The sequence below is a fragment of the Methylobacter psychrophilus genome (genome assembly GCF_025583945.1).
Lineage (GTDB): Bacteria > Pseudomonadota > Gammaproteobacteria > Methylococcales > Methylomonadaceae > Methylobacter_C > Methylobacter_C psychrophilus.
On record NZ_JAOEGU010000021.1, the window covers coordinates 54156 to 65919 of the forward strand.

Annotated in this window: 10 protein-coding genes; 7 read left to right on the forward strand and 3 right to left on the reverse strand. The window is 44.0% G+C overall.

Features of this window, described 5'->3' with window-relative positions:
• Positions 1-6 precede the first annotated feature (6 nt).
• From N7974_RS11590 to N7974_RS11600, 3 genes are all read left to right on the forward strand, one after another.
• The gene (locus N7974_RS11590) at positions 7-2235 is read left to right on the forward strand and encodes a primosomal protein N' (RefSeq protein WP_262965771.1); all 2229 of its coding nucleotides are present in this window, start codon (positions 7-9) and stop codon (positions 2233-2235) included.
• A gap of 78 nt (positions 2236-2313) precedes the next feature.
• Positions 2314-4074 (forward strand): arginine--tRNA ligase, encoded by a 1761-nt coding sequence (argS, locus tag N7974_RS11595; protein WP_262965772.1) that lies wholly within the window; start codon positions 2314-2316, stop codon positions 4072-4074.
• Positions 4074-4688: an SPOR domain-containing protein gene (locus N7974_RS11600; protein ID WP_262965773.1), complete on the forward strand. Its 615-nt coding sequence runs from the start codon at positions 4074-4076 to the stop codon at positions 4686-4688. Before argS ends, N7974_RS11600 begins: the two co-directional genes overlap by 1 nt.
• 77 nt (positions 4689-4765) lie before the next feature.
• On the opposite strand, the gene N7974_RS11605 is transcribed toward N7974_RS11600, so the two are convergent.
• Together N7974_RS11605 and lnt are read right to left on the reverse strand one after the other, a co-directional pair.
• A complete protein-coding gene (locus N7974_RS11605) occupies positions 4766-7159 on the reverse strand; it encodes a Lon protease family protein (protein ID WP_262965774.1) in 2394 nt (797 codons plus the stop codon).
• Positions 7160-7277: 118 nt separating this feature from the next.
• A complete protein-coding gene (gene lnt, locus N7974_RS11610) occupies positions 7278-8795 on the reverse strand; it encodes an apolipoprotein N-acyltransferase (protein WP_262965775.1) in 1518 nt (505 codons plus the stop codon).
• A 174-nt stretch (positions 8796-8969) separates the two neighbouring features.
• Here lnt and N7974_RS11615 point away from each other — a divergent pair, with 174 nt between their 5' ends.
• Both N7974_RS11615 and N7974_RS11620 read left to right on the forward strand, forming a co-directional pair.
• A complete protein-coding gene (locus tag N7974_RS11615; RefSeq protein ID WP_262965776.1) occupies positions 8970-9566 on the forward strand; it encodes a Uma2 family endonuclease in 597 nt (198 codons plus the stop codon).
• A gap of 152 nt (positions 9567-9718) precedes the next feature.
• Positions 9719-10282, forward strand: a complete 564-nt coding sequence (locus N7974_RS11620; RefSeq protein WP_262965777.1) for a histidine phosphatase family protein — start codon at positions 9719-9721, stop codon at positions 10280-10282.
• 509 nt (positions 10283-10791) lie between these two features.
• Here the strand turns inward: N7974_RS11620 and N7974_RS11625 are convergent.
• The gene (locus tag N7974_RS11625; RefSeq protein WP_262965778.1) at positions 10792-11112 is read right to left on the reverse strand and encodes a hypothetical protein; all 321 of its coding nucleotides are present in this window, start codon (positions 11110-11112) and stop codon (positions 10792-10794) included.
• Positions 11113-11184: 72 nt separating this feature from the next.
• Between N7974_RS11625 and N7974_RS11630 the strand changes: the two genes are divergently transcribed.
• Positions 11185-11508, forward strand: coding sequence for a transposase (locus tag N7974_RS11630; protein ID WP_262965779.1), 324 nt, complete (start codon positions 11185-11187; stop codon positions 11506-11508).
• Positions 11411-11764: IS3 family transposase (locus N7974_RS11635; protein ID WP_262965780.1), on the forward strand; the 354-nt coding region annotated here is incomplete at its 3' end. The genes N7974_RS11630 and N7974_RS11635, both read left to right, overlap by 98 nt.

Genomic DNA, 11764 nt, shown 5'->3' on the forward strand with positions numbered 1-11764 from the left:
CCAATAATGACTAAGTTACATCCCGGCGATTCACTGATTTTCAGGGTTGCCATTCCCATTCCGATATATCGTTTATTTGATTATCTGGCTCCTGATAATGTTGACCTGGATAACGTCAAGCCCGGACTGCGCGTGGAAGTGCCTTTTGGAAAAGGTAAAAAGATTGCCTTTCTGCTTGAAATTGTTGGTCACAGCGAAATTGAAACCGGTAAATTAAAACAGGTCTTGCGAATTTTGGATCACAAGTCGTTATTATCGGGCAAGGATTTACGGTTGTTGACGTGGGCCAGTCATTATTATCATCATCCCATGGGTGAAGTGATCAGCACGGCTTTTCCTGCGGCACTCCGGCAGGGAAAGTCAGTGGTCTTAAAAACAGAAAAACATTATGCACTGACGGATTTAGGCAAAGCGACAGTCAGTGACGAGTTGCTTCGGACACCCAAGCAGAAAAGTGTGTTGGAAAAATTTCAATCCTCTGCCGTTAGTCTGTCAGAAGCCGAGCTCTCGCTATGGAACGATAACTGGCGATCTGCCGTGAAACAGTTAATTTCCAGGCAATTACTTCAGTTTGAATTGGGCGATGCCAAGGTGAGTAGACCGGAAGTGTTAATCAAAAATACAGCCTTGCTGTGTAATCCACCTCAGCAAGCGGCGATAGACGCGGTTTGTAACAGTCTTGGGCAATTTGGGGTTTTTTTATTGGAGGGCGTTACCGGTAGCGGTAAAACAGAAGTCTATTTACAGATTATTCATAAGGTACTGGAACGGGGACAACAGATTTTGGTATTGGTACCGGAAATCACCCTGACTCCGCAGCTTGAAGAGCGGTTTAGGCAGCGCTTTGCCGTCAATATTGCTCTATCGCATTCCAAATTGACCGATATTCAACGACAAACAGCTTGGCTGCAAATGCAGAACGGCGAATGTTCGATCTTGCTGGGTACCCGTTCGGCATTGTTCACGCCATTAAAAAATCCGGGATTGATTATTCTTGACGAAGAGCATGATGGCTCATTCAAACAACAGGAAGGTTTTCGTTTTTCTGCCAGGGATATTGCCATTGTACGAGGCAAGATGTTACATCTTCCGGTGTTGTTGGGTTCCGCGACACCATCTCTGGAAAGTTTGCATAATGTTGATAAACAGCGTTATCAATTATTACATTTACCGGATCGGGCCGGAAATGCAATAGAGCCGGTTCTGCAATTAATGGATATCAGAAATAAAAGAATCCGGGAAGGCTTGTCTGAAGCGCTGGTTGAAGAAATGCGCAGAACCCTGGCAAAAAAAGAACAGGTCTTGCTGTTTCTAAATCGACGCGGTTTTGCACCCACGCTTATTTGTCATGGCTGCGGATGGGTTGCACGTTGTCAACGCTGTGATGCCAATTTGGTGATTCATTTCGATGAAGAGTGCTTGCGTTGCCATCATTGCGGTAAGGAGCAGCGCTTGATTAAACAGTGTCCTGCCTGCAAGGTCGGTGAGTTGACGCCGTTGGGGTTGGGTACCGAACGGGTCGAGAAAGTACTGGCAGAGCTTTTTAAAGATAAGGTAACGGTTCGGTTAGATCGTGATTCCACGCAGCGTAAAGGTTCGTTGGAAAATTATTTACAGCAAATAAACCAAGGTAAAGTCGATATTATTTTAGGGACGCAAATGTTGGCCAAGGGTCATCATTTTCCTAATGTAACTCTGGTGGCGATTCTTGATGTGGACAGCGGTTTATTCAGTATTGATTTTCATGCTCCCGAAAAACTGGCGCAAATGATTGTTCAGGTTTCAGGTCGTGCCGGACGCGCAGAAAAACCGGGTAAAGTCATTATGCAGACCCGTCAGCCTGAACATCCTTTGTTAATAACATTAATTAGACAAGGTTATCGCAGTTTTGCCAAAACAGCGCTGGCGGAGCGTAAAGAAGCATTGTTGCCACCGTTTAGTTATCAGGCCTTATTGCGTGTACAGGCGGGCAATGAGGATGCACCGCTGTTGTTTTTTGAAGCCGTCAGCGTATTGGTACAGAAATGTAATCCGGGTCATACCCAAGTTTTGGGCCCCGTACCGGCACCCATGGCCAGGCGTGCCGGGCTTTATCGTTATCAATTATTGCTGCAAAACAGTCGCCGCAAGGAGTTACATGTTTTACTGGCGTTATTAATACCGGAAATTGCCAAGCTCAAACAGGCAAAAAAAGTACGCTGGTCGCTGGATGTTGATCCGGTGGATTTGTACTGATGTTGTTTGAATGGATAATTAGGGTGTTTTAATGGATAATAGGTAACTATTTATCTGATTTAACTACGCAGTGAAGCAATGAAACAAAAAATAGAGGAACTGATTTTACAAGCCGTTGAAACTCTTAAGACTGAGGGTATTCTTGGCATGGAAATTATTCCGAATATATCGATAGAACGCACCCGTGACCCACAACATGGTGATTTTGCTTCAAATCTGGCTTTAATGCTGGCAAAACCAGCGAAAGCAAATCCTCGGGAACTGGCGATAAAAATCATCGCGGCATTGCCTCAGCATGAAGCCGTCATGAAAGTGGAGCTGGCAGGACCGGGATTTATTAATTTTTTTATTAACCCCAACTCCCAGTATCAGATTGTCAGTCAGATCCATGACCAGGGTCGGGAATTTGGTTTGAGCATTATAGGTGCTGGCAAAAAAGTTCAGGTTGAGTTTGTTTCAGCCAATCCTACCGGGCCTTTGCATGTAGGCCATGGTCGGGGAGCGGCTTATGGTTCTGCGGTAGCTGATTTATTAAAAGCGGTCGGTTTTGAAGTGCATCGTGAATATTATGTCAATGATGCCGGCCGGCAAATGGATATACTGGCTACCAGCGTATGGCTAAGATATCTGGAAGAATGCGGCGAGCTGGTACATTTTCCCAGTAATGGTTATCGCGGTGACTATGTGCGTGAAATTGCCAGGGATATTCATAAAAATACCAACAATGATTACCGCAGACCGATAGAGTTGGTATTAGAAAACATACCACCCGATGAGCCTCAAGGTGGCGATAAAGATACGCATATTGATGCGCTTATTAACAGGGCGAAAACCTTGTTGGGCTTGCCCTTGTATGATGATTTTTTTCAAATCGGGCTTAACAGTATTCTGGATGACATCAAGGTTGATTTGAAGGAATTTGGGGTTGATTACCAGCAATGGTTTTCAGAACGCGATTTAATGAATGACGGTTCGGTGGAAAAAGCCCTTGAACGCTTACGTCTTGGCGGGCATCTTTATCAGCAAGATGGCGCGACCTGGTTTGCGTCGAGCAAGTTAGGCGATGAAAAAGATCGTGTAGTGATTAGAGAGAACGGTCAATATACCTATTTTGCTTCAGATATTGCCTATCATATGAACAAGCTGGATCGCGGTTTTGATCTGGTAATTGATATTTGGGGCGCAGACCATCACGGCTATGTGCCAAGAGTCAGGGCAGCCATCCAGGCTCTGGGTGCTGACGAGTCCAAATTAAAAGTATTGTTGGTACAATTTGCAGTTCTTTATCGTGGTGAAGAAAGAGTACAAATGTCTACCCGCTCAGGTGAATTTGTTACTTTGCGTCAATTGCGTAGTGAAGTTGGCAAGGATGCAGCACGTTTCTTTTATGTGATGCGAAGGTCAGAACAGCACATGGATTTTGATTTGAAATTGGCCACTTCAAAATCCAACGAAAATCCGGTATTTTATGTACAGTACGCGTATGCAAGAGTTTGTAGTGTATTACGTCAACTGGATGAAAAAGGCCTGGAAAGAAATCAGTTACAGGGCATGGAAAACTTGTCGAAGTTAACTGAAGAACACGAAATTTCGTTGTTGGGTACTTTGGCGCGGTATCCCGAAGTTATTGAACGTGCGGCGCTGCAGTATGAGCCGCATCAACTGGTTCTTTATCTGCGTGATCTGGCTCATGAATTTCATACTTACTACAATGCCCATCAGTTTCTCGTTGAAGATGTTTGTATTCGCGATGCCAGATTAAATTTGGTGTGTGCGGTAAGACAGGTTTTGGCAAACGGCTTGGGCTTGTTAAATATCAACACACCTGAATCTATGTGATGTCCAGAGATTATAAACCAAGACCGAAAGGCAGATCTGCCAGCCAGAGCAGAAAAAAATTCGACCAGAAGCCAGGTATTGGTTTGTGGAAATGGATGCTGATTACCGCAATAATTATTGCCTTTGTGGTTTTTTTGGTTTATTTGCGCAGCACCGGATCAGAACAAGACAATCTCCAGCAGGCTTCACAAACGATACCGGGTAAGGCGGGTGTGGAAAATGGAGTAACACCTAAAGACGGGCAAAAACCTGAAGTTAAGCCAGGCCCTAAACTGCCTCAGTTTGATTTTTACACGATTTTGCCTGACAAAGAAGTGGTTGTACCGGAGTACGAAATTAAAACCCGAACACGTGAAGAGCGTGTGGGTAAGGCCAAAGAAGCGCATTACCTTATGCAGGCCGGTTCTTTTAAGACATTTAAAGAAGCTGACCGCTTAAGAGCAAAGCTTGCTTTAATGGGGATAGAATCCAAAGTCGAGAAAGCAAAAGTCGGTAGCGTAAACTGGTATCGTGTCAAAATGGGGCCTTATGCCCAGACTGATAGCGTTAATGCTATCAGAGCCAGGCTAAGGCAGAATGGTATTGATGTGCTTGTTACCGAAACCGGCCAATAAGGAGCGGTAACTTAAAAAGCCCGAACAAAATAGAGTTACCATAAAGACGCAAAGTATAGCGTCTTTATGGGCTTGTTTTAAGTGCCTTCCTCTTTATCATTGTCATCATCAGAGGTCATATCGGAAATCTCTTTTAATCGGGATATAGCCTTAAAATTGATGCTGTTATCAGGATATAAACCTTCTTCATTTACTTCGCCAGCAGGTTCTCCGGTTAATAGTTCCAGGGTTTCATTAACACTGGCGACGGCATAAACTGCAAACAAGCCATTGGCAACGGCATCAATCACTTCCTGTTTTAACATCAGATTGCGTTTGTTGGCGGCGGGAATAATAGCGGCATGTTGCCCATTAAGTCCCCGCGCCTTACAAAGCCTGAAGTAACCTTCTATTTTCTCGTTTACCCCGCCTATCGCTTGCACTTCACCGTATTGATTAATGGAACCGGTAACAGCAAACGTTTGCTTGATGGGTATTCGTGTGAGTGCCGAAATAAGGCAACATAGCTCAGCCAGCGAAGCACTGTCGCCATCAATATAACCATAAGATTGTTCAATGGCGATACTGGCGGATATGGCTAAAGGAAATTCCTGGGCGTAAGAATGGCCCAGATAACCGGTTAAAATTAATACCCCTTTTGAGTGGATGGCCTGACCCAGTTCTGCTTCTCTTTCAATATCAACGATACCTCTGGAGCCCGGATAAACGGTAGTAGTGATACGTGCCGGTGCGCCGAAGCTGCTGCCGCCGATTTCCAGTACGGTTAAGCCGTTTATTTTGCCAATCGCCGCACCTTCAGTATCAATAAGGATGGTGCCATCAAGCATTTCATCAAGTATGGCTTGGGATAATCTGCCGTTACGGTATTCTCTCGCTGCCAGAGCCTGTTCAATATGCGATCTGTCGATTTCATGGTGCTTGGCTTGCTTACAAAACAGGTTGGCTTCGGCAATAATGTCCAAGGAATCTTTGATGTGTGCAGAAAAATGGTGTTGATTTTCTGACAAGCGACAGCTGTGCTCAATCAAGCCTTCAATCGCTGCTCGTGTTAACGGACGGGCACCGGAATCGGCTGCCTGTTTAAGCATTAAAACGGCGAATCCCTGCATGGATTCATTGGTACGTGGAATATGGCTATCAAAGTCGGCAAGGATTCTGAACATCTCGTTAAATTCACTATCCATTTCTTCCAACAGATAATAAATATCCCGCGAACCGACCAGTATCACTTTAACATTTAACGGGATTACTTCGGGCTTTAAGGTAATGGTGTTGATGCCCAGCTCGGAATACGGCGATTCAATTTCAATGCGACCTGATTGTAATGCCCGTTTAAGTCCTTCCCATACAAAGGGATAGGTCAATAATTTTTCGGCATCAAGGATTAAATAACCGCCATTGGCTTTATGCAGCGAGCCTGCACAAATTTTTCGGTAATTGGTAATTAAAGTACCCTGATCGCTGACATATTCAATGCGACCAAACAGATTCTGGTAAATGGGATGGGGTTCATAAACAACCGGTGCGCCGCTTTCTTGTTTGTTATCGACCAGAATATTGGGTACGTATTGTTCGGTAAGCGCCAAGCGTTTTGCGATAGTCTCGCGGGGTTCCAGTGTCCGCCCCGGCATCAGATAATCGGCAATCGTGTTGTCCAGGTTTTTTCTGATTTCTGATAGATAAGTGATGACATCATCAATATTCTGATATTTATCATTCAGTTCAGAAAATAGCGGCTCTATTGCCAAATTAATGGTGTCATTATCAAGTTGCTTGATTTTTTCAACCATCGCTCTGCGCCACTGAGGTAATTCCAGCAAGACGTCACTCAGATATTCTTCCAGTTGTTCAACGTGACTATGAAAAGCTTCGCGTTCAGCTTGCGGTAATTGAGTAAATTGCTCCTCGTTGAGGGATTTATTATCCCGGATTGGAGCAAAGGTAATCGACTCACTTTCCCTAAACAAGGCGATACTGTTTTTCTGGGCTTTTTTATCAACCAGATCAATGGCATTGTTGTAACATTGGCCAAACTGCCGCTCAAGTGCAGATTTTTTTTGCTGATAAGTGGGGCTTTCAAAAGCCGCCGGAAAAGTTGCCAATAAATCATCAACTAATTTTTCAATATCCTTACTGAACATCTGACCGTATTCGGCAGGCAATTCAACGGCAACAGGCTCTCTGGAGTTTTCAAAATTATCCACATAAGCATAGCATGGCGGTGCTGGCAAAGCTTGGGCAAGTGCGCCAAGATGGTCGGTAACCATAGTCAATCGACCCAAGCCAGGTTCCCCCATGACGAAAATATTGTAACCCGGATTGGGCATGGCAACACCAAACTCCAATGCCGACTGCGCTCTTGGTTGGCCTAAAATGCCACTTTGTAATCGGGGCGCTTCCGGGAATTCATAGCCGGTCAAATCGACGTTTAGTTTCAGTGACTCAAGTGGAAGCTGTAAGGTAGTAGGCATGGATAAGTTCGATAGTCTTCAGATTGCAAACAATCGACCATTCTAACATTTTTATAATATTGTTCCATAACATGTAACCGCATTTCCCCAATTCCCTGTTTGACTACAGCCTGACTGGTTACCGGTTTGTTGATAGCGGCTTGTTTGATAACCAGCGCAGATAAATAATCAGCCAAAAAAGCAGTATTATCAGGGCAATAATAATCGGTTGATCGCCTGACCTTGCATAAGGAGTCATGCCGTGCATGGGCGTTATCCAATCGGTTAATACCGCCTCTTTAAATACCGGAGCCTGGCTGATAATTTTGCCATTCGGTGCAATGATAGCTGTGACACCGGTATTGGTAGATCGCAACATAAAGCGTCCGGTTTCCATAGCTCGCATTCTGGCAATTTGCAGATGCTGATGTGGCTCTATTGAATCGCCAAACCAGCCATCGTTGGTCACGTTAACCAGATAAGCTGCAGCGGCCAAGTTTATCAAACCGGCATCACCAAAAGCATCTTCATAACAAATAGAAGTTATAAACGCATAACCACCGGCTTTTAATAAGGGTTGGTCGATGCTGCCGGGGGTAAAATTACCCAGTTTTATGCCCAAGCGACTTAAAATGAAACCTGACACGGGTTGCCAGGGCAAATATTCACCGAAAGGCAATAAATGTTTTTTTCGATACATGCCGGTTTCTTTACCCAGTGTCATAACGGCATTGTATTTTTCAGCCGTTGAATCTCCATGCGCCGGAAGACTGACAATTAAATCGGTATGATGTTGCCGGGCAGCTTTGCTTAAAGGTAGTAAAAACCACTCATTAACTTCTGATAAATAAGCCGGAATGGAAGTTTCAGGCCAAACAATAACGTCAGAATCCCAATGTGCTTCAGTCATTGTTTTATAGTATTGCAGGGTATCAAGCTTATTTTCCGGTCGCCATTTTTTATCCTGGGTAATATTGCCCTGAATTAATGACACGCGGATGGGCTCGCCTATCGCATCAGTCCATTTTATTGTTTGTAAAACACTGCCTGTAATCCACAAGATAGCAAGTGTGGTGATCAATAATAGCCGGTGTTTTTTGGTTTGTAACATAATTACCAAGGCAGCTGCGGTTAATGCCGTTAAAAACCCGGTACCATAAACACCCACTATAGGGATATAACCTGCCAAAGGCGTTGCCAATTGCGAGTAAGCGATTTGTAGCCAGGGAAAACCGTTAAGCATCAGACAGCCGCGAAGATATTCAACTAATAGCCAAACAACCGGCATCACTATCACCGAGACAAGCCCTTTGTTAACCGGCAGTATCTTTACGGAAAGATAACCTGCCAGCGCCGGAAACAAAGCCCAAAAACTACAAAACAGGCAAGTTAACAAGCCGGCGCTTAGACTATCGGCACCGCCAAAATCATGAATGCTGATATAGACCCAGGATACGCCCAAGCCAAACGAGCCCAAGCCAAATAGATAGCCTCTCAACAGCGCACGTTTGGGGGTGACGTTTTGCCATGAAGCAAACAGCAATCCGAGCGCCACGGGTGCCAGATAGGCATAATTAAAAGGAGCAAAAGCCAGGGTGAAGAAAATACCCGCAATAGCCGGGAGCAAATCCCAATAATTTTTCGATGAAATTTGCATGTGTTAGGATTATGGCGATAAAAAAAGCAGGCAAAAATAATAAGGCCATTATAACCAGACCTTTATAACAAACGCGTTAAGCGTTATAAAACAGCTGAAAATAGTCGTCATACCGTAACCAAGCGCTATGTTATGCTTAACCCTTGGTAAACGATTTCTTAGTCGAGGTGTTTTGTGTCTGCCGTAATTAACCCAATCCATTACAGCACAGAACAATACTTGGCACTGGAACGAAGTGCATCGTCTAAAAGTGAATTTCATGATGGCGAAATCTACGCGATGACTGGCGCAAACCGAAATCATAATCTGGTTTCTGGAAATATTTGCGGGGAATTAAGTTTACAACTCAAAAAACGCCCCTGCGAAGTTTACATAAACGATATGCGTATCAAGGCAGTCCAGGCACGTAGTTATTATTACCCAGATATCGTTGTTGTGTGCGGCACACCGCAATTTGAGGATGCCTTCGTTGATACTTTACTTAACCCTACCGTGTTGATTGAAGTGCTGTCGCCGTCTACCGAAGCTTATGACCGGGGCGGTAAGTTCGCTCATTATCGTAAAATAGCGTCCTTGCAGGAATATTTGTTGGTGACACAAGACCAAGCGAGTATAGAGCGTTATGTGCGCCAAGGTGAGGTTTGGATATTAACGGAAGCGTTAGGGTTAAATGCTTCCATGCCACTGGAAAGCATTGATTGCATTCTCAGTCTGCGCGAGGTTTACGATAAAGTTCTGGATGATGAGGATAATAACGAGGCTCTAACGTAGTTATAGATTTTCAGATAAATAATTTCGATACCAACAGATACCATCCCTTCAAGGGATGGTATCTGTATGAGCTTACAACGACATGAATGGAAAATTAATTTCTAAAAGACTATATGCATCACTTACCGCATTAATTAAAGAGGAAACCTGTTATGAAAAAATCTGTTTTACGACTTGTTTGGGCTGGAATAGCCGTATCGGTCATGGCGTTTTCCGGTATGGTGCAAGCAGCACCGGATAACAACTTGAAGATAGTTATCATCCGGCATGGAGAAAAGCCCGAAAATGGCGATAACCTGTCATGTCAGGGAGAGAGCCGAGCTCTGCAACTCCCCGCCGTTTTATACCAGAAATTTAACGTACCGGACTATACTTACGTGCCGTCACTGGGGCTGGATAAATCGACAAAGCACGCCAGAATGTTTCAGACCGTCACCCCGTTTGCCATTAAGTATAATCTGACGATTAATAGTAAATACGATGAAAAGGATTATTCAACGATAGCCAAAAAAATATTGGAAAAAACCGGTACCGTTCTTATGGTCTGGGAGCATAGCGCGATTGCACCGCTGGCCGAGAAACTGGGAGTAAATAATCCGCCAACTTGGGATGGTAAGGATTTTGACAGTATTTGGGTTATCACTTATCAGAACGGTAAAGCGCTGTTGTCTACTGACAAAGAAGGCATAACCACATCCCCCGATTGCAAATTTTAAAACCAAATTTTGATAATCAAACGGTTGGGAGGAATGCTTCAGCCTCTTATGGGATTTATACATTTTCAGATAAATAATTTCTATGTCTACAGATACCATACCTTCAAGGGATGTTATCTGTATGAATTTACAGCAACATAAATTAGAATTTTAATTTCTGAAAATCTATATGTCGACAGATACCTTCAAGCATAGGTATCTACACAAGTCCTACTGCTCCTTCTCCAAAGGGAGAAGGTTGAGGGGAATGTAACTGCTTGATTTTACTCTCCTCGGCAATTGCTCCTGCATTGCTCTACCTCCTGCATCCGTGCAGTCGTCACCCCAGCCCTCTCCAACAAGAGAGGGAGCTTGGCACTTCTACAACTCATTGTTTTTATTATGAGTAAAAGTTGTGTAGATACCTATTCCTTCAAGGGATGTTATCTGTATGAATTTACAGCAACATGAATTAGAAGTTTAATTTCTAAAAGTCTATAGCAAAGATGGATAGTGTGGAAAAGCTAATCTCATTCGGTAATGTGATAGGGCAAAACAAACTTAAAGATACCATCATCGCGGCGAATTAACGCCCTCAAGCCTAATGCCAAAAAACGGGGCTCTTTATGGAGCCCTTTTTTATAGGTATCTTCTATTTTTACCGCCGCCTCATTTTCTGTAGAAAATTGATTAGCCGTTAATGATTTGAGTTTATGGGCAAATTCAAGGGTCAATTTAAATTCTTCGGTTTTGTCTTTAACTTCACCAAAAGCTGTGTCAAAAGACTTTCGATAAACAGTCACCGGAATTTTTGTTTGGATGCCGTTCAGGTCGGCCTGTTTGACGGTCAATGAAAACTATAGTGGACCCCAAAATCCGGACAGTAGCTTAAGATGGTGTCTTCTATAAAAAGGTAGACCAAAATGAGTGAAACGAAGCGTAAGATTTTAACGGGGGCACAAAAAGCTAAAATAGCGTTAGAAGCGTTGAAGGAGCAGAAAACGGTAAATGAGATTGCTCAAGAGTATGGCGTTCATCCTACCCAAATTGGTTTATGGAAGAAGGCCTTGTTAGAAAATGCCAGCCAACTGTTTGAGGTGAAGCGTGGCTCCAAGCCCCTTGATCCTCAGAGCGATCCGGTACGTTTGTATGCCAAGATTGGTCAGCTTAATATGGAACTGGACTGGCTTAAAAAAAGTCAGGGATCAGTCTTTAAGCGAAAGACAGGGCTGGATCGATCCCCATAATGAACTGGCGTTGGTTCGGCAGTGTAAATTAGCGGGTATTGCCGGATCCACCGTCTACGCTAACAAGATAGTAGTTGTGGATGAATACGAGTTGTTATTGCTGCGTTTGCTGGATGAAGAATATACCCGCCATCCTTTTTATGGCAGCAGGAAAATGACAGTCTGGCTACGCGGACAAGGGCATGGCGTAAACCGAAAACGGGTGCAGCGTTTGATGCAAATACTGGGGTTGGTTGCCATGGTGCCTGGCCCTAAT

What these genes read in the sequence shown, in the direction of transcription:
- N7974_RS11590 (WP_262965771.1), top strand. Translation starts at nt 7, where the DNA reads ATGACTAAGTTACATCCCGGCGATTCACTGATTTTCAGGGTTGCCATT.
- argS (WP_262965772.1), top strand. Translation starts at nt 2,314, where the DNA reads ATGAAACAAAAAATAGAGGAACTGATTTTACAAGCCGTTGAAACTCTT.
- N7974_RS11600 (WP_262965773.1), top strand. Translation starts at nt 4,074, where the DNA reads ATGTCCAGAGATTATAAACCAAGACCGAAAGGCAGATCTGCCAGCCAG.
- N7974_RS11605 (WP_262965774.1), bottom strand. Translation starts at nt 7,159, where the DNA reads ATGCCTACTACCTTACAGCTTCCACTTGAGTCACTGAAACTAAACGTC.
- lnt (WP_262965775.1), bottom strand. Translation starts at nt 8,795, where the DNA reads ATGCAAATTTCATCGAAAAATTATTGGGATTTGCTCCCGGCTATTGCG.
- N7974_RS11620 (WP_262965777.1), top strand. Translation starts at nt 9,719, where the DNA reads ATGAAAAAATCTGTTTTACGACTTGTTTGGGCTGGAATAGCCGTATCG.
- N7974_RS11630 (WP_262965779.1), top strand. Translation starts at nt 11,185, where the DNA reads ATGAGTGAAACGAAGCGTAAGATTTTAACGGGGGCACAAAAAGCTAAA.